This is a genomic window from Hydrogenophaga pseudoflava (assembly GCF_004353865.1).
Classification (GTDB): domain Bacteria; phylum Pseudomonadota; class Gammaproteobacteria; order Burkholderiales; family Burkholderiaceae_C; genus Hydrogenophaga; species Hydrogenophaga pseudoflava.
In genome coordinates this window covers 368,435-384,932 of record NZ_CP037867.1, presented here as the reverse complement: position 1 = coordinate 384,932, position 16,498 = coordinate 368,435, and the positions used below count along the sequence as shown (strand labels likewise).

Here is a 16,498-nt window from a genome sequence, read left to right as displayed (position 1 = left end):
AACAGGAGACCACAACATGTCCGACGTATTCATCGCTTTCCAGCACAACGAAGAGTCCCGCCCGGTGATCGACGCCATCGTGGCCGACAACCCGAACGCCGTGCTGACCCACCCGACCGGCCTGGTCAAGATCAACGCGCCCGGCAGCCTGACCATCCGCCGCGAAACCATCGAGGGCCTGACCGGCCGGCCCTACGACCTGCAAGCCATCCACGTCAACCTCGTCACCCTCTCGGGCCACATCGACGAGGACGACGACCAGCTGACCCTCAGCTGGTCGCATTGAACACAACGCAGAAGGAGACAACGCATGGACACCCGTGTTGCGAGCAAGAAGCTCGGCCTGAAAGAACGCTACGCCGCCATGACGCGCGGCCTGGGCTGGGAAACCAGCTACCAGCCGATGGACAAGGTGTTCCCGTACGACAAGTACGAGGGCATCAAGATCCACGACTGGGACAAGTGGCAGGACCCGTTCCGCCTGACCATGGACGCCTACTGGAAGTACCAGGGCGAGAAGGAGAAGAAGCTCTACGCCGTGATCGAGGCCTTTGCGCAGAACAACGGCCAGCTCGGCGTGGCCGACGCGCGCTACGTCAACGCGCTCAAGCTGTTCATCCAGGGCGTGACGCCGCTGGAGTACTACGCGCACCGCGGCTTCGCCCACGTCGGCCGCCAGTTCACCGGTGAGGGCGCCCGCGTCGCCGCGCAGATGCAGTCCATCGACGAGCTGCGCCACTACCAGACCGAGACGCACGCCATCAGCCACTACAACAAGTACTTCAACGGCATGCACCACTCGAACCACTGGTTCGACCGCGTGTGGTACCTGTCGGTGCCGAAGTCCTTCTTCGAAGACGCCTGCACCGGCGGCCCGTTCGAGTTCCTGACCGCCGTCAGCTTCTCGTTCGAGTACGTGCTGACCAACCTGCTGTTCGTGCCCTTCATGAGCGGTGCGGCGCACAACGGCGACATGAGCACCGTCACCTTCGGTTTCTCGGCCCAGTCCGACGAGAGCCGCCACATGACGCTGGGCATCGAGTGCATCAAGTTCCTGCTGGAACAGGACCCGGACAACGTGCCCATCGTGCAGCGCTGGATCGACAAGTGGTTCTGGCGCGGCTACCGCCTGCTGACCCTCGTGGCCATGATGCAGGACTACATGCTGCCCAAGCGCGTGATGAGCTGGAAGGAAGCCTGGGAGATGTACGCCGAAGAAAACGGCGGCGCCCTGTTCAAGGACCTGGCGCGCTACGGCATCCGCGAGCCCGCCGGCTGGAAGCAGGCCTGCGAGGGCAAGGACCACATCAGCCACCAGGCCTGGAACACCTTCTACAACTACAGCGCCGCCGCGCCCTTCCACACCTGGATTCCGAGCGACGAGGAAATGGCCTGGCTGTCGGAGAAGTACCCCGAGACCTTCGACAAGTACTACCGCCCGCGCTTCGAGTACTTCCGCGAGCAGCAGCAGGCCGGCAACCGCTACTACAACAAGACGCTGCCGATGCTGTGCACGACCTGCCAGATCCCGATGCTGTTCACCGAAGAGGGTGACCCCAGCAAGATCTGCTACCGCGACAGCGACTACAAGGCCTACAAGTACCACTTCTGCAGCGACCACTGCAAGAGCATCTTCGACCACGAGCCCGAGAAGTACGTGCAGAGCTGGCTGCCGGTGCACCAGATCTACCAGGGCCACTGCTTCCCCGAAGGCACCGACCCGACCGCCGAGGGCTTCGACCCGCTGATGGCCGTGCTCAAGTACTACGAGATGGAAGTGGGCCGCGACAACTTCGACTTCGAAGGTTCGGAAGACCAGAAGAACTTTGCCGCCTGGAAGGGCGAGCCCCTGGTGCAAGGAGAGCAGAAATGAGCGTCGTTGCCATCGCCCCCTACGAGTTCACGCCCCAGGATGTGCGCGAGAACTTCCCCGCGCCGCTGCTCTACATCGGCTGGGAAGACCACCTGATGTTCTGCGCGCCCTTCTGCCTGCCGCTGCCGCCGGACACCCCGTTCGGCGCGCTGTCGGCCGCGGTGCTGCCCGGCATCTACGGCTACCACCCCGACTGGGCCCGGATCGACTGGGCCAAGGTCGAGTGGAAGAAGAACGGCCAGCCCTGGACGCCCGACCCGGCCAAGTCGCTGGCCGAGAACGGCCTGGTGCACAAGGACGCGATCCGCTTCAGAACCCCTGGCCTCACAGGGATCAAGGGCTCGTTCAGCTGATCCGGTCATGAGCTACCAACTGACGATCGAGCCGCTGGGCACGACCATCGAGGTCGAAGAAGGCCAGACGGTGCTGGACGCGGTGCTGCGGCAGGGCCTCTACCTGCCGCACGCCTGCGGCCACGGCCTCTGCGGCACCTGCAAGGTGCAGGTCTGCGATGGCGAGGTGGACCACGGCGCGGCCAACCCGTTCGCGCTGATGGACTTCGAGCGCGACGATGGCAAGACCCTGGCCTGCTGCGCCACGCTGCAGGCCGACACCACCATCGAAGCCGACATCGACGAGGAACCCGATGCGCGCGTGATCCCGGTGCGCGACTTCGCGGCCACGGTCAGCCGCATCGAAGACCTCACGCCCACCATCAAGGCGATCCACCTGCAGCTGGACAAGGCCATCGACTTCCAGGCGGGGCAGTATGTGCAGGTGGAGATCCCGGGTGTGGGCAGCCGCGCCTTCTCGATCGCCAACCACCCCGCCGACGTGGCCGCCACGAAGGGCATCGAGCTCAACGTGCGCAAGCTGCCCGGCGGCGCCGGCACCACCTGGCTGCACGAGCAGCTCAAGGCCGGCGACCGCCTGCGCGTGGCCGGCCCCTACGGCCGCTTCTTCGTGCGCGAGTCGGCGCGCCAGCCGATGCTGTTCATGGCCGGCGGCTCGGGGCTGTCGAGCCCGCGCTCGATGATCGTGGACCTGCTCTCGCGCGGCTGCACGCTGCCGATCACCCTGGTCTACGGGCAGCGTTCCCGCGAGGAGCTGTACTACGACGCCGAGTTCCGCGCGCTCGCCGAACAGCACGCCAACTTCACGTACGTGCCGGCGCTCTCGCACGAGCCCGAGGGCTCGGACTGGGACGGTTATCGCGGGTTCGTGCACGAAGCGGCCAAGGCGCATTTCGGCGGCAGCTTCGCGGGCCAGAAGGCCTACCTGTGCGGGCCGCCGCCCATGATCGAGGCCTGCATCGCCACCCTGATGCAGGGCCGTCTGTTCGAGCGCGACATCTACACCGAGAAGTTCCTCTCGGCGGCCGACGCGCAGGCCACCCGCAGCCCGCTGTTCAGGCAGGTCTGAGGCCGTTGCCGCCCTTCGCTTCGCTCTTCCCATGCGCACGCACCACCTCCAGGAACATGGCCAGCACCGGCGACGGATCGCCGCGCCGGTAGAGGCAGCTCAGCTCCAGGTCCTTGAGGTGGCGGCTGCGCAAGGGCACGAACACCACGCCCGGCAGGCGCAGGCTGGCGGCCGACCGGGTGGCAATGGTCAGCCCGAAGCCGCTGGCCACCAGGGCCACGGCCGTCACCACGTCCTCGACGTCCTGCTCGACCGCCAGCCGCACGCCTTCCTGGCGGAAGGCCTCGGCCACTTCCTGCGCCAGCCCGTGGATGGCCTCGTTGGGATAGAGGATCATGGGCAGCCCGTCGAGGTCGGCCATCCCGACCTGCTGGCGTTGCGCCAGCGGGTGCGCTTCGTGCATCGCCACCAGCAGCGGCTCGCGCAGCACCGACTCGACCACCAGGTCCGGCTCGGGCGGAATCAGACGGTTGAAGCCCACGCTGATGCGCCGCTCGCGCAGCGCCTGCAGCTGCTCGGACTTGGTGAGGTTGTGCAGCGCGATGCGCACCTCGGGCCGCTGCGCGTGGAATTTCGCGAGCACGCGGGGAATGACATCCAGCACGCCCGAGCCGTAGATGCCCACGTCGAGTTGGCCGGTCAGGCCCTGCGCCGCGCGCCGCGTGCGCTCGGCCGCGCGCTGCGCCAGGTGCAGCAGGTTGGGCACCTCGTCCAGCAGCGTCTGGCCCGCCTCGGTCAGCTCCACACCGGCCGGCGTGCGCAGGAACAGCGGCGCACCCATCTCGTCTTCCAGCGCCTTGATCTGGCGCGACAGCGGCGGCTGCGCCATGTGCAGGCGCTCGGCCGCGCGGGTGAAGTTGCGCTCTTCGGCGACCGCCAGAAACTGGCGCATGTCCTTGAGATCCATGAGGCCTCCTGGTTCGGTTCGCAATACCTCACCAGTATAGGGTCGCAAAAATTCGGTATTGGACGGTATGACCGCTCCACCCTATCTTTGGCAGCTGGAGCTGCTGCGTTGAAGAAGAACTGAGACATGTCCCTGTTTGACTCCCGCCCCAAGTTCGCCGTGCACGTCGCCCAGACGGACGAGACCTTTCCCTGCGCCGGCAATGAAAGCCTGCTCACCGGCATGGTCCGCCTGGGCCGCAAGGGCATCCCGGTGGGTTGCGTCAATGGCGGCTGCGGGGTCTGCAAGGTCCGCATCGTCGAGGGACAGATCAAGGCCCTGGGGCCGATCAGCCGCGCACACGTGACGCTCGACGAGGAGAACCAGGGCTACACGCTGGCCTGCCGCGTGGCGCCACAGACGCCGGTGAACCTCGAAGTGGCCGGCAAGTTGAGCAAACCGTTTTCCAAGGGGCGCGCAGAGTCTGCGACTGCCAGCCCTTCGATTCAGCAGCAGTAACCAACCACCAGGAGACACAACATGGGTGTGATGCGCATCGGGCACGCGAGCCTGAAAGTGATGGACATGGACGCCGCGGTCAAGCACTACGAAAACGTGCTCGGCCTCAAGACCACCATGAAAGACAAGGCCGGCAACGTCTACCTCAAGTGCTGGGACGAGTGGGACAAGTACTCACTGATCCTGACCCCGTCCGACCAGGCCGGCCTGAACCACGTGGCCTACAAGGTCGAGAAGGACAGCGACCTCGACGAGTTGCAGAAGAAGGTGGAAGCCTGGGGCGTGAAGACCACCGTGCTGCCCGAAGGCACCCTGCCGTCCACCGGCCGCATGCTGCAGTTCAACCTGCCCAGCGGCCACGAGATGCGCCTGTACGCCATGAAGGAGTACGTGGGCACCGAGGTCGGCACCACCAACCCCGACCCGTGGCCGGACGGCCTCAAGGGCTCGGGCGTGCACTGGCTGGACCACCTGCTGCTGATGTGCGAGATGAACCCCGAAGCCGGCATCAACACCGTGGCCGACAACACCCGCTTCATGACCGAGGCGCTGGACTTCTTCCTGACCGAGCAGGTGCTGGTCGGCCCCGAAGGCAACATGCAGGCCGCCACCTGGATGGCCCGCACCACCACGCCGCACGACATCGCCTTCGTGGGCGGCGCCAAGAGCGGCCTGCACCACATCGCCTTCTTCCTCGACTCGTGGCACGACGTGCTGAAGTCGGCCGACGTGATGGCCAAGAACAAGACCAAGATCGACGTCGCCCCGACGCGCCACGGCATCACCCGCGGCGAGACGATCTACTTCTTCGACCCCAGCGGCAACCGCAACGAGACCTTCGCCGGTCTGGGCTACCTGGCCCAGCGCGACCGCCCCGTGACCACCTGGACCGAAGACCAGCTGTGGAGCGGGATCTTCTATCACACCGGTGAAGCTGTTCCCAGCTTCACCGATGTGTACACCTGATCTCCCCCCTGCGCCGCTTCGCGGCTTCCCCACTCTCTGGCGCGCCTGCGGCGCTTGGAGGGGGGACGGCACCTGAGGCCCGGCGAAGCCGGTTCCTCGGTGCCCCTCGAACTGGCTCCCCCTCCTTCTCATTGTTCTTCTGATGACAACCGCTCTTTCTGTTCCTTCTGCCGTCATCACCGCATCGGCGGCCTCGCTGGCCTGTCAGGCGGCGGTGGCGCATGCAGAGGCATTGGGCATTCGCATCAACGTGGCCGTGACCGATGCCTCGGGCACGCTCGCCGCCTTCTTGCGCATGCCCAATGCCTTTCTGCATTCGATCGACATCGCGATCGACAAGGCCTACACCGCGGCCAGCTTCGGCTTCCCCACCTCGCAGTGGGGCGGCGTGATCGGCGACGACGAGCTGCTGCGCATCGGCCTGAACCAGCGCCAGCGGCTGGTGCTGTTCGGCGGCGGCCTGCCCATCGTGGCCGATGACCAGCGCATCGGCGGCATCGGTGTCTCCGGCGGCTCGGCCGAGCAGGACGAGGCTTGTGCCCGCGCCGGCCTGCAAGCCCTGGGCCTCGACTGATTTTTCATTTCACTCACGCACCATGAAACAGTTTCTGAACTTCATCAATGGCGAATTCGTCGCCACCGCCAAGACCTTCGAAAACCGCAACCCGGCCACCAATGAAGTTGTTGGCCAGGTGCACGAGGCCGGCCAGGCCGAGGTCGACGCGGCCGTGGCCGCGGGCCGCGCCGCGCTCAAGGGCGAGTGGGGAAAGATGAGCGTGGTCAAGCGCGCCGAACTGCTGCACGCGGTGGCCGACGAAATCAACCGCCGCTTCGACGACTTCCTCGCCGCCGAACTGGCCGACACCGGCAAGCCGCGCTCGCTGGCTTCGCACATCGACATCCCGCGCGGCGCCGCCAACTTCAAGATCTTTGCGGACATCGTCAAGAACGTGCCGACCGAGAGCTTCCAGATGACCACGCCCGACGGCGGCACGGCCATCAGCTACGGCCTGCGCACGCCCCTGGGCGTGGTCGGCGTGATCTGCCCCTGGAACCTGCCGCTGCTGCTGATGACCTGGAAGGTCGGCCCGGCCCTGGCCTGCGGCAACACCGTGATCGTCAAGCCCTCGGAAGAGACGCCCGCCACCGCCACCCTGCTGGGCGAGGTGATGAACGCGGTCGGCGTGCCCAAGGGCGTGTACCAGGTGCTGCACGGCTTCGGCCCCGGCTCGGCCGGCGAGTTCATCACCAAGCACCCGGGCGTCAACGGCATCACCTTCACCGGCGAAACCCGCACCGGCGAGGCCATCATGGCCGCGGCCGCCAAGGGCGTGCGCCCCGTCAGCTTCGAGCTGGGTGGCAAGAACGCCGGCATCGTGTTCGCCGACGCCGACTTCGACAAGGCCATTGCCGGCATCACGCGCAGCGCCTTCGAGAACTGCGGCCAGGTCTGCCTGGGCACCGAGCGCGTCTACGTGCAGCGCCCGATCTTCGACAAATTCGTCGCCGCGCTCAAGGAGAAGGCCGAGGGTCTGAAGATCGGCGGCCCCGACATGCCCGGCGTCGGCATCGGCCCGCTGATTTCGGCCGAACACAAGCAGAAGGTCATGGGCTACTACGCCAAGGCCAAGGCCGAGGGCGCGACCGTCGTCACCGGCGGCGGCGAACCGGCCATGACGGGTGAGTACGCCAACGGCCACTTCGTGCAGCCCACCATCTGGACCGGCCTGCCCGAGAGCGCCAGCGTGATCCGCGAAGAGATCTTCGGCCCCTGCTGCCACATCGCCCCCTTCGACACCGAAGAGGAAGCCGTCGCACTGGCCAACGCCACCGACTACGGCCTGGCCACCACCGTCTGGACCCAGGACCTGGGCAAAGCGCACCGCATGGCCGCGGCCATCGAGGTCGGCCTGTGCTGGATCAACAGCTGGTTCCTGCGCGACCTGCGCACCGCCTTCGGCGGCGCCAAGGCCTCGGGCATCGGCCGCGAAGGCGGCGTGCATTCCCTGGAGTTCTACACCGAGCTTCGCAACGTCATGGTGAAGCTGTGAACGCACCGCACAACCCCGAAATCGCCCGCAGCGTCCGCACGGGCAGCTTCAACAGCAACGTGCACGACCTGGGCAGCTCCAAGCCGGGCCAGCCGCCGGTGCTGTTCATCCACGGCTCCGGTCCGGGCGTGAGCGCCTGGGCCAACTGGCGCCTGGCGATGCCAGTCATCGCCCAGGACCGCCGCGTGATCGCGCCCGACATGGTGGGCTTCGGCTACACCGACCGCCCGGCCGGCATCACCTACAACATGGACACCTGGGTGCAGCAGGCTCTGGACCTGCTGGACGCGATGGGTGTCGAGCAGGCCGACGTGGTCGGCAACAGCTTCGGCGGCGCGCTCTCGCTGGCACTGGCCATCCGCGCGCCGCAGCGCGTGCGCCGCCTGGTGCTCATGGGTTCCGTGGGTGTGCCCTTCCCGATCACGCCGGGCCTCGACGCGGTCTGGGGCTACGAGGCGTCGCTGGACAACATGAAGCGCATCATGGACGTGTTCGCCCACGATCGCTCCCTGGTCACCGACGAACTGGCCGAGCTGCGCTACCAGGCCAGCGTCCGCCCCGGCTTCCAGGAATCCTTCTCGGCCATGTTCCCGGCCCCGCGCCAGCGCTGGGTCGACGCCATGGCCAGCCCCGAATCGGCGATCCGCGCGCTGCCGCACGAGACGCTCATCGTCCACGGCCGCGAGGACCAGGTGATTCCGCTACAGACCTCGCTCACGCTGAGCCAGTGGATTCCCAACAGCCAGCTGCACGTGTTCGGCCACTGCGGCCACTGGACGCAGATCGAGCACGCGTCGCGCTTCGTCCAACTGGTGTCGAACTTCCTCGCCGAAGCCGACGCGCGGGCCGCCGCCTGACCTTTTTCACCCATCCGACACACACCATGGACAAACAGAAGATCCAGCAGTACGGCGACGAGCTCTACCAGTCGCTGCTCGACCGCCAGCCCGTCACCCCGCTGACCGACCGCGAAGCGGACATCACCATCGAGGACGCCTACCAGATCCAGCTGCGCATGATCCAGCGCCGCCTGGACGCCGGTGAACATGTGGTCGGCAAGAAGATCGGCGTGACCAGCAAGGTCGTGATGGACATGCTCAAGGTCAACCAGCCCGACTTCGGCCACCTGCTCTCGGGCATGGTCTACAACGAAGGCCAGCCCATCTCCGTGAGCACCATGATCGCGCCCAAAGCCGAGGCCGAGGTCGCCTTCATCCTGGCGCGCGACCTCGAAGGCCCGGGCGTGACCGCGGCCGACGTGCTGCGCGCCACCGACTGCGTGATGCCCTGCTTCGAGATCGTCGACAGCCGCATCAAGGACTGGAAGATCAAGATCCAGGACACCGTGGCCGACAACGCGTCGTGTGGCGTGCTCACCCTCGGCGGCCTGCGCAAGAGCCCGCGCGACATCGACCTCGCGCTGGCCGGCATGGTGCTCGAAAAGAACGGCGAAATCATCAGCACGTCCTGCGGCGCTTCGGTGCAGGGCTCACCGGTCAACGCGGTCGCCTGGCTGGCCAACACGCTCGGCCGTCTGGGCATCGGCCTCAAGGCCGGCGACATCATCCTCTCGGGCTCGCAGTCTCCGCTGGTGCCCGTGGTCGCGGGCGACAGCCTGTACTGCAGCGTCGGCGGCCTCGGTGGCACGTCGGTGCGTTTCACGGCGTGACCACCCCCGCCGCGCTTCGCGCGACCCCCTCAAGGGGGCAACGCGGTGCGGCCCGGCAAAGCCGGTTCCGCCGCGTTCCTGGCCAAGGCACTTCACATTGCTTGGCACTTGCAAAGGACCATTGAAATGAAACTCGACAAGAACACCCTCGCCCAGCTGGCCGAACACCTGGAAAACGCCGAGCTGAAGGCGCACGACGTCACCAAGATCACCGACGACCACCCGGACATGGACTGGGACGACGCCTACGCGATCCAGGACATCATCCGCGCGCGCAAGGAAGGCCGTGGCCACAAGACCGTGGGCCTCAAGTGCGGCCTGACCTCCTACGCCAAGATGAAGCAGATGGGCGTGGAAACGCCGGTCTTCGGCTTCGTCAGCGACTACATGGCCTGCGCCGAAGGCAGCGACATCCAGACGTCGGAACTCATCCACCCCAAGGTCGAGGCCGAGATCTGCGTCGTCACCAAGACCGCGCTCAAGGGACCGGGCTGCCACGTCGGCGCCGTGATGGCCGCCATCGACTTCGTGATCCCCGGCGTGGAGATCATCGACAGCCGCTACCGCGACTTCAAGTTCGACCTCAAGAGCGTGATCGCCGACAACACCTCGGCCTCGCGCTTCGTCATCGGCGGCCGTGCCCGCCGCGTGGACGAGCTGGACCTGCGCACGCTGGGCGTGGTGCTGGAGAAAAACGGCCAGATCGTGGCCATGGCCGCCGGCGCCGCCGTGATGGGCCACCCGGCCGCCGCCATCGCCGCCCTGGCCAACCACCTGGGCGCGCGCGGGCAGGAAATCCCGGCGGGCACTTTCATCATGACCGGTGGCGTGACCGAAGCCATCGCGGTGCAGGCCGGTGACAGCGTGAACGTGCGCTTCCAGGACCTGGGCACGGTGGGCATGCGCTTCGTCTGAGCACCACCCTGCGAAGCCTGCGCCCATGAACGCACCCGCCACCCCTTCGCGCGCCGTGACCGTGCTGGTCACGCGCCGGGTCGCGCCCGGTGCGGTGGCCGGCTTCGAGGCGGCCATGGCCGGCATGATCGATGCGGCAACCCACTTCCCCGGCCACCTGGGCGGACAGCTGGTGCGGCCCGGCGAGGCCGGCAGCGGCGACGAGCCCCTGCTCTACCACGTGGTGTTCGCGTTCGACAACGACGCGCACCTGGCCGCCTGGCAGGACTCGCCCGAGCGCTCGCACTGGCTGGCGCAGGTCGCGCCCCACACGGTCGGTGCGCAGGAGATGCGCCGCGTCAGCGGGCTGGACTACTGGTTCGCGCCAGCGGGCAGCACCACCAAGGCGCCGCCGCCGCGCTGGAAGGTGGCGGTCGTGACCTGGCTGGGCATCTTCCCCACCGTGCTGCTGCTGTTCCTCACCGTGGCGCCGCTGCTGGCCGACTGGCCGCTGGTGCCGCGCACCATGGTCATCACCGTGCTGGTGGTGGTCCTCATGACCTGGGTGGTGGCGCCGCGCCTGACCCGCTGGCTGGCCGGCTGGCTGCACGCCCGACCCTGAGCCCCGTTTTCCTTTTTTCTGGAGTCAACCCATGACGAAAAAAATCAAGTGCGCCCTGATCGGGCCCGGCAACATCGGCACCGACCTGCTGGCCAAGCTGCAGCGCAGCCCGGTGCTCGAACCCGTGTGGATGGTCGGCATCGACCCCAACTCCGACGGCCTCAAGCGCGCCAAGGAAATGGGCATCAAGACCACCGCCGAGGGCGTGGACGGCCTGATCCCGCACATGAAGGCCGACGGCGTGCAGATCGTGTTCGACGCCACCAGCGCCTACGTGCACGCCGAGAACTCGCGCAAGGTCAACGCGCAGGGCGCGATGATGATCGACCTCACGCCCGCGGCCATCGGCCCCTACTGCGTGCCGCCCGTCAACCTCAAGCAGCACGTCGGCCAGCGCGAGATGAATGTGAACATGGTCACCTGCGGCGGCCAGGCCACCATCCCCATGGTCTACGCGGTCAGCCGCGTGCAGCCGGTGGCCTACGGCGAGATCGTGGCCACCGTGTCCAGCAAGTCGGTCGGCCCCGGCACGCGCAAGAACATCGACGAGTTCACCCGCACCACGGCCGGCGCGGTCGAGAAGGTGGGCGGCGCGAAAAAGGGCAAGGCCATCATCGTGATCAACCCGGCCGAGCCGCCGCTGATCATGCGCGACACGGTGCACTGCCTGGTCGAAGGCACGCCCGACGAGGCCGCCATCACCAAGAGCGTGCACGACATGATCAAGGAAGTGCAGAAGTACGTGCCGGGCTACAAGCTGGTCAACGGCCCGGTCTTCGACGGCCAGCGCGTCTCGGTCTTCATGGAGGTCGAGGGCCTGGGCGACTACCTGCCCAAGTACGCCGGCAACCTGGACATCATGACGGCCGCCGCCGCGCGCACCGCCGAGATGTTCGCCGAAGAAATCCTCAAGGGCGAGCTCGTGCTCGAACCAAGCATGGCCTAACCCCCGCGCCGCTTCGCGTCACTCCCTTGCAGGGGGCGCAGCCTGCAGCTCGGCAAAGCCGGTTCTGCGGCAGCCCTCGCAAAGACATCCGAAAGAGATTCACATGAGCACCAAAATCACCCTGCACGACATGACCCTGCGCGACGGGATGCACCCCAAGCGCCACCTGATGACGCTCGAGCAGATGAAGAGCATCGCCTGCGGCCTGGACGCCGCCGGTGTGCCGCTGATCGAGGTGACCCACGGCGACGGCCTGGGCGGCTCCAGCGTCAACTACGGCTTCCCCGCCCACAGCGACGAGGAATACCTGGGCACCGTGATCCCGCTGATGAAACAGGCCAAGGTCTCGGCCCTGCTGCTGCCGGGCATCGGCACCGTCGACCACCTGAAGATGGCGCACGGCCTGGGCGTGCACACCATCCGCGTCGCCACGCACTGCACCGAGGCCGACGTGAGCGAGCAGCACATCACCTACGCGCGCAAGCTCGACATGGACACCGTGGGCTTTCTGATGATGGCCCACATGAACAGCCCCGAAGGCCTGGTGAAACAGGCCAAGCTGATGGAGAGCTACGGCGCCAACTGCATCTACATCACCGACTCGGCCGGCTACATGCTGCCCGCCGACGTGAAGGCCCGCCTGCAGGCGGTGCGCGACGCGCTCAAGCCCGAGACCGAGCTGGGCTTCCACGGCCACCACAACCTGGCCATGGGCGTCGCCAACTCGGTCGCCGCGATTGAATGTGGCGCCACGCGCATCGACGCCGCCGCCGCCGGCCTGGGCGCGGGCGCGGGGAACACGCCCATGGAAGTGCTGGTCGCCGTGCTCGACCGCATGGGCGTGCAGACCGGTGTGGACGTCTGGAAGATCCAGGACGTGGCCGAAGACTTGGTCACCCCCATCATGGACTTCCCGATCCGCATCGACCGCGACGCGCTCACGCTGGGCTACGCCGGCGTGTACGGCAGCTTCCTGCTGTTCGCCAAGCGCGCCGCCGTCAAGTACGGCCTGTCGGCGCGCGACATCCTGGTCGAGCTGGGCCGCAAGAAGATGGTCGGCGGCCAGGAAGACATGATCGAAGACACCGCCATGACCATGGCCCGCGAGCGCGACGCCCGCCAACAGAAAAAAGCCGCCTGAGGAACACAGCCCATGCAACGCAGAGATTTCATCGCCTCCGTGGGGGCCGGTCTGGCCCTGGCACCCACGGCCGGCTGGTCGCAGGACGCCTACCCCGCCCGCCCCGTCAAGCTCATCGTGCCCTTCCCGCCGGGCGGCCCCACCGACATCATGGGCCGCACCGCGGCCAAGGCCATGGGCGACGCCCTGGGCCAGTCCTTCGTGGTCGAGAACAAGGCCGGCGCGGGCGGCAACATCGGCACCGACGCGGTGGCCAAGGCCGCACCGGACGGCTACACCATCGGGCTGTCGGCCATCAGCAGCCTGGCCATCGCGCCCTACCTCTACGACAAGCTGCCGTTCCAGGTGGAAAAGGACTTCGCCCCGATCTCGCTGGTGGGCACCACGCCCTGCGTGATCGTCGTGCACCCGAGCGCACCGTTCGCCGACCTCAAGGGTCTGGTGGCCTACGCCAAGGCCAACCCGGGCAAGCTCGGCTACGCCACGTCCGGCATCGGCACCAGCAACCACCTGGCCGCCGAGCTGCTGCAGTCGGTGGCCGGCATCGAACTCACCAACATCCCCTACAAGGGGTCGAGCCAGATCGTGCCGGACCTGCTCTCGGGCACGGTGATCATGAGCATGGAAAGCTCGCTGGCCACCACGCTGCCGCACATCCGTGCGGGCAAGCTCAAGGCGCTGGCGGTCACATCGCCCACGCGCGCCGCCGCGCTGCCGGACGTGCCGACCGTGGCCGAGTCCGGTTACCCCGGCTTCGCGGTAGAGACCTGGTTCGGCCTGGTCGCCCCCGCCGCCACCCCGGCCGCCCTCGTGCAGAAGCTGCACGACGCCTGGGCCAAAGGCGCCAAGACCGCCGAGGCCCAGGCCGCGTTCGACAACATCTCCGGCAACCTGCGCGTCACCACGCCCCAGGAGTTCGGCGCCTTCATCAAGGCCGAGAACAACCGCTGGGGTGCCCTGATCCGCAAGCTGGACATCAAAGCCAACTGACCCAGGAGACCACCACCATGCCGTTCGCACAGATCTACATACTCGAAGGCCGCACCCCCGAGCAGAAGAAGGCCGTGATCGAGAAGGTCACCCAGGCGCTGCACGAGGCCACCGACGCGAAGAAGGAAACCATCCGCGTCTGGATCCACGAAATGCCCAAGGAGAACTGGGGCATCGCGGGCGTCAGCGCCAAAGACCTCGGCCGCTGACCATGACCGGAATCGCCGCCCAGCGCTACCAGGGGCGCGTGGTCGTCGTGACCGGCGCCGCGCAGGGCATCGGCCGGGCCTGCGCGCTGCGCATGGCGGCCGAGGGCGCGCGCGTGGTGCTGGTGGACCGCGCCACCGGCCCCTGCGAGGCGGTGCGCGACCAGATCACCGCCGAGGGCGGCGAGGCCCTGCTGGTGGCCGCCGACCTGGAGCAGCACCAAGGCGCGCAGGCTGTGGTGCAGGCGGCCCTGCAGGCCCATGGCCGCGTCGACGTGTCGGTGCACAACGTGGGCGGCACCATCTGGGCCAAGCCGTTCTGGGAATACACGCCCGACGAAATGCAGCGCGAGATCAGCCGCTCGCTCTGGCCCACGCTGTGGTGCTGCCGCGAAATGGCGGCGCTGATGAAGCGCCAGGGCGATGGTGCCATCGTCAACGTCGGCTCCATCGCCACGCGCGGCATCTACCGCGTGCCCTACGCCGCGGCCAAGGGTGGCGTGCACGCGATGACCGTCGCCATGGCGATGGAACTCGCCGAATTCGGCGTGCGCGTCAACTGCGTCTCGCCCGGTGCCATCGACAACGGCCAGCGCATCGTGCCGCGCAACCCGCAGCCGCTGAGCGAGGCCGAGACCGGCTGGATGAAAGCCATCTACACCCAGTCGCTGCGCGACACGCCGATGAACCGCCTCGGCACGCCGGAAGAGATCGCCGCGGCCATCGGCTTCCTGGGCGCGCCCGAGGCCTCGTACATCACCGGCCAGGTGCTGTTCGTGGGCGGCGGCGCCATCGGCTGAGGGCCGCGGACCTGGCGGCCGGGTGGTGACAATGGGTCCCACCCTGTTCACCACAACCCGAGGAGAAGGCCCTTGAACGCTGCCCACCTGTCGCTGGCCGAACACGCCGCCCGCCTGCGCCGCCGCGAACTGACGGCGGTGGCCCTGATCGACACCTGCGCGCAACACCACGCGCGCACGGAACCCCGGCTCAACGCCTACAAGACCTGGGACGGCGCGCGCGCCCGCAGCGCCGCCGCGGCGGTCGACACCCTGCTGGACCAGGGCCTGGACCTGGGCCCGCTGATGGGTCTGCCGGTGTCGGTGAAGGACCTGTACGGCGTGCCCGGCCTGCCGGTGTTTGCGGGCAGCGACGAAGCCCTGTCCGAGGCCTGGCAGGCGGCCGGCCCGCTGGTCGCGCGGCTGCAGCGGCAACTGGGCATCGTGGTCGGCAAGACGCACACGGTCGAGTTCGCGTTCGGGGGTCTTGGCGTCAACGCCCACTGGGGCACGCCCTGGAACCCCTGGTCGCCCCACGAGCACCGCGTGCCAGGCGGGTCCAGCGCGGGCGCGGGCGTCTCGCTGGTGCAGGGCAGCGCCCTGTTGGCGCTGGGCACCGACACCGCCGGTTCGGTGCGCGTGCCCGCGTCCATGACCGGACAGGTGGGCCTGAAGACCACCGTGGGACGCTGGCCGGTCGAGGGCATCGTGCCCCTGTCGTCCTCGCTCGACACCGCGGGCGTGCTCACCCGCACGGTGGAAGACCTGGCCTACGCGTTCGCCGCCCTCGACACAGAGAGCCTGGGCCTGCCCGCGCCTGCCCCGGTGCGCGTGCAAGGACTGCGCGTCGGCGTGCCGACCAACCACTTCTGGGACGACATCGACCCGAGCATCGCCGCCGCCGTCGAAGCGGCCGTTCAGCGCCTCGCCCAGGCCGGCGCGCAGGTGGTCCGGTTCCCGCTGCCGCACTGCGAGGAAGCCTTCGACATCTTCCGCCGCGGCGGCCTCGCAGCGTCCGAACTCGCGGCCTACCTCGACCAGCACTTCCCGCACAAGGTGGAGCGGCTGGACCCGGTGGTGCGCGACCGCGTGCGCTGGGCCGAGCAGGTGTCGTCGGTCGAGTACCTGCGGCGCAAGGCCGTGCTGCAGCGCTGCGGCGCGAGCGCGGCCCGGGTGTTCGACGACGTCGACGTCCTGCTCACGCCCACCGTGCCCGCCTCGCCGCCGCGCCTGGCCGACATCGGCACGGTGGAGACCTACGCGCCGGCCAACATGAAGGCCATGCGCAACACCGCCATCAGCAACCTGTTCGGCTGGTGCGCGCTGACCATGCCCGTGGGCCTCGACGCCAACCGGATGCCGGTGGGCCTGCAGCTGATGGGGCCGCCCAAGGCCGAAGGACCGTTGATCGGCATTGCGCTGAGCATCGAATCATTGATTGGCAAGGGCTTCGACGTACTGGGCACCGTCGTCCCTTGAGAAAAACCGGCACCAGGGGCCAGGGGGCCATTTGGTGAAACCACAGGAGACACTT

General features: G+C 67.8%; 19 protein-coding genes. 18 read left to right on the top strand and 1 reads right to left on the bottom strand.

The genetic code is table 11. The annotated features are described in order from the left end of the window. Positions 1–16: 16 nt before the first annotated feature. Genes HPF_RS01930 through HPF_RS01915 form a run of 4 tightly spaced genes read left to right on the top strand, consistent with a single transcriptional unit; the run spans position 17 to position 3,295 of the window. Positions 17–286, top strand: a complete 270-nt coding sequence (locus HPF_RS01930) for an MmoB/DmpM family protein (protein ID WP_133155611.1) — start codon at positions 17–19, stop codon at positions 284–286. Between the two features lie 24 nt (positions 287–310). Beyond that, on the top strand, positions 311–1,873 hold the full coding sequence (locus HPF_RS01925) for an aromatic/alkene/methane monooxygenase hydroxylase/oxygenase subunit alpha (RefSeq protein ID WP_133155610.1): 1,563 nt from the start codon (positions 311–313) through the stop codon (positions 1,871–1,873). After that, positions 1,870–2,226, top strand: coding sequence for a phenol hydroxylase subunit P4 (locus HPF_RS01920; RefSeq protein ID WP_133155609.1), 357 nt, complete (start codon positions 1,870–1,872; stop codon positions 2,224–2,226). Before HPF_RS01925 ends, HPF_RS01920 begins: the two co-directional genes overlap by 4 nt. 7 nt (positions 2,227–2,233) lie before the next feature. Beyond that, positions 2,234–3,295 (top strand): NADH:ubiquinone reductase (Na(+)-transporting) subunit F, encoded by a 1,062-nt coding sequence (locus tag HPF_RS01915; RefSeq protein WP_133155608.1) that lies wholly within the window; start codon positions 2,234–2,236, stop codon positions 3,293–3,295. Here HPF_RS01915 and HPF_RS01910 read toward each other — a convergent pair. Further along, positions 3,282–4,202: a LysR family transcriptional regulator gene (locus HPF_RS01910; RefSeq protein ID WP_133155607.1), complete on the bottom strand. Its 921-nt coding sequence runs from the start codon at positions 4,200–4,202 to the stop codon at positions 3,282–3,284. The two genes, HPF_RS01915 and HPF_RS01910, sit on opposite strands and share 14 nt — an antisense overlap. Before the next feature lie 126 nt (positions 4,203–4,328). On the opposite strand from HPF_RS01910, the gene HPF_RS01905 reads away from it, so the two are divergent. From HPF_RS01905 to HPF_RS01840, 14 genes are all read left to right on the top strand, one after another. Next, complete coding sequence (locus tag HPF_RS01905) at positions 4,329–4,700, top strand: 2Fe-2S iron-sulfur cluster binding domain-containing protein (RefSeq protein WP_008328848.1); 372 nt, start codon at positions 4,329–4,331, stop codon at positions 4,698–4,700. Between the two features lie 21 nt (positions 4,701–4,721). Beyond that, the gene (locus tag HPF_RS01900; protein ID WP_066160077.1) at positions 4,722–5,666 is read left to right on the top strand and encodes a catechol 2,3-dioxygenase; all 945 of its coding nucleotides are present in this window, start codon (positions 4,722–4,724) and stop codon (positions 5,664–5,666) included. A gap of 142 nt (positions 5,667–5,808) precedes the next feature. Further along, entirely contained in the window at positions 5,809–6,240 is a 432-nt protein-coding gene (locus HPF_RS01895) for a GlcG/HbpS family heme-binding protein (protein WP_133155606.1), read from the top strand. A 22-nt stretch (positions 6,241–6,262) separates the two neighbouring features. Continuing rightward, positions 6,263–7,717: a 2-hydroxymuconic semialdehyde dehydrogenase gene (locus HPF_RS01890; RefSeq protein WP_133155605.1), complete on the top strand. Its 1,455-nt coding sequence runs from the start codon at positions 6,263–6,265 to the stop codon at positions 7,715–7,717. Then, on the top strand, positions 7,714–8,574 hold the full coding sequence (locus HPF_RS01885) for an alpha/beta fold hydrolase (RefSeq protein ID WP_133155604.1): 861 nt from the start codon (positions 7,714–7,716) through the stop codon (positions 8,572–8,574). Before HPF_RS01890 ends, HPF_RS01885 begins: the two co-directional genes overlap by 4 nt. A gap of 26 nt (positions 8,575–8,600) precedes the next feature. Beyond that, positions 8,601–9,386: a 2-oxopent-4-enoate hydratase gene (gene dmpE / locus HPF_RS01880; RefSeq protein ID WP_133155603.1), complete on the top strand. Its 786-nt coding sequence runs from the start codon at positions 8,601–8,603 to the stop codon at positions 9,384–9,386. Between the two features lie 126 nt (positions 9,387–9,512). Next, positions 9,513–10,301, top strand: a complete 789-nt coding sequence (gene dmpH / locus HPF_RS01875; protein ID WP_133155602.1) for a 2-oxo-3-hexenedioate decarboxylase — start codon at positions 9,513–9,515, stop codon at positions 10,299–10,301. A gap of 25 nt (positions 10,302–10,326) precedes the next feature. Next, positions 10,327–10,902 carry an antibiotic biosynthesis monooxygenase gene (locus HPF_RS01870; protein ID WP_066160060.1) on the top strand — a complete coding sequence of 192 codons (576 nt, stop codon included), beginning with the start codon at positions 10,327–10,329 and terminating at the stop codon, positions 10,900–10,902. A 31-nt stretch (positions 10,903–10,933) separates the two neighbouring features. Continuing rightward, on the top strand, positions 10,934–11,848 hold the full coding sequence (locus HPF_RS01865; RefSeq protein WP_066160056.1) for an acetaldehyde dehydrogenase (acetylating): 915 nt from the start codon (positions 10,934–10,936) through the stop codon (positions 11,846–11,848). Positions 11,849–11,951: 103 nt separating this feature from the next. Continuing rightward, positions 11,952–12,989 (top strand): 4-hydroxy-2-oxovalerate aldolase, encoded by a 1,038-nt coding sequence (gene dmpG / locus HPF_RS01860; RefSeq protein ID WP_133155601.1) that lies wholly within the window; start codon positions 11,952–11,954, stop codon positions 12,987–12,989. Between the two features lie 12 nt (positions 12,990–13,001). Continuing rightward, positions 13,002–13,979, top strand: a complete 978-nt coding sequence (locus HPF_RS01855) for a Bug family tripartite tricarboxylate transporter substrate binding protein (protein WP_066160050.1) — start codon at positions 13,002–13,004, stop codon at positions 13,977–13,979. Further along, positions 13,937–14,188, top strand: coding sequence for a 2-hydroxymuconate tautomerase (locus HPF_RS01850; RefSeq protein ID WP_255284263.1), 252 nt, complete (start codon positions 13,937–13,939; stop codon positions 14,186–14,188). The genes HPF_RS01855 and HPF_RS01850 overlap by 43 nt, the downstream gene beginning before the upstream one ends. A 2-nt stretch (positions 14,189–14,190) precedes the next feature. Further along, positions 14,191–14,985 (top strand): 1,6-dihydroxycyclohexa-2,4-diene-1-carboxylate dehydrogenase, encoded by a 795-nt coding sequence (locus tag HPF_RS01845; protein ID WP_133155600.1) that lies wholly within the window; start codon positions 14,191–14,193, stop codon positions 14,983–14,985. A 72-nt stretch (positions 14,986–15,057) separates the two neighbouring features. Further along, the gene (locus HPF_RS01840; RefSeq protein WP_133155599.1) at positions 15,058–16,443 is read left to right on the top strand and encodes an amidase; all 1,386 of its coding nucleotides are present in this window, start codon (positions 15,058–15,060) and stop codon (positions 16,441–16,443) included. Positions 16,444–16,498 lie beyond the last annotated feature (55 nt).

What these genes read in the sequence shown, in the direction of transcription:
- dmpG (WP_133155601.1), top strand. Translation starts at nt 11,952, where the DNA reads ATGAGCACCAAAATCACCCTGCACGACATGACCCTGCGCGACGGGATG.
- dmpE (WP_133155603.1), top strand. Translation starts at nt 8,601, where the DNA reads ATGGACAAACAGAAGATCCAGCAGTACGGCGACGAGCTCTACCAGTCG.
- HPF_RS01925 (WP_133155610.1), top strand. Translation starts at nt 311, where the DNA reads ATGGACACCCGTGTTGCGAGCAAGAAGCTCGGCCTGAAAGAACGCTAC.
- HPF_RS01930 (WP_133155611.1), top strand. Translation starts at nt 17, where the DNA reads ATGTCCGACGTATTCATCGCTTTCCAGCACAACGAAGAGTCCCGCCCG.
- HPF_RS01910 (WP_133155607.1), bottom strand. Translation starts at nt 4,202, where the DNA reads ATGGATCTCAAGGACATGCGCCAGTTTCTGGCGGTCGCCGAAGAGCGC.
- HPF_RS01865 (WP_066160056.1), top strand. Translation starts at nt 10,934, where the DNA reads ATGACGAAAAAAATCAAGTGCGCCCTGATCGGGCCCGGCAACATCGGC.
- HPF_RS01920 (WP_133155609.1), top strand. Translation starts at nt 1,870, where the DNA reads ATGAGCGTCGTTGCCATCGCCCCCTACGAGTTCACGCCCCAGGATGTG.
- HPF_RS01870 (WP_066160060.1), top strand. Translation starts at nt 10,327, where the DNA reads ATGAACGCACCCGCCACCCCTTCGCGCGCCGTGACCGTGCTGGTCACG.
- HPF_RS01915 (WP_133155608.1), top strand. Translation starts at nt 2,234, where the DNA reads ATGAGCTACCAACTGACGATCGAGCCGCTGGGCACGACCATCGAGGTC.
- HPF_RS01855 (WP_066160050.1), top strand. Translation starts at nt 13,002, where the DNA reads ATGCAACGCAGAGATTTCATCGCCTCCGTGGGGGCCGGTCTGGCCCTG.
- HPF_RS01900 (WP_066160077.1), top strand. Translation starts at nt 4,722, where the DNA reads ATGGGTGTGATGCGCATCGGGCACGCGAGCCTGAAAGTGATGGACATG.
- HPF_RS01895 (WP_133155606.1), top strand. Translation starts at nt 5,809, where the DNA reads ATGACAACCGCTCTTTCTGTTCCTTCTGCCGTCATCACCGCATCGGCG.
- dmpH (WP_133155602.1), top strand. Translation starts at nt 9,513, where the DNA reads ATGAAACTCGACAAGAACACCCTCGCCCAGCTGGCCGAACACCTGGAA.
- HPF_RS01905 (WP_008328848.1), top strand. Translation starts at nt 4,329, where the DNA reads ATGTCCCTGTTTGACTCCCGCCCCAAGTTCGCCGTGCACGTCGCCCAG.
- HPF_RS01890 (WP_133155605.1), top strand. Translation starts at nt 6,263, where the DNA reads ATGAAACAGTTTCTGAACTTCATCAATGGCGAATTCGTCGCCACCGCC.
- HPF_RS01845 (WP_133155600.1), top strand. Translation starts at nt 14,191, where the DNA reads ATGACCGGAATCGCCGCCCAGCGCTACCAGGGGCGCGTGGTCGTCGTG.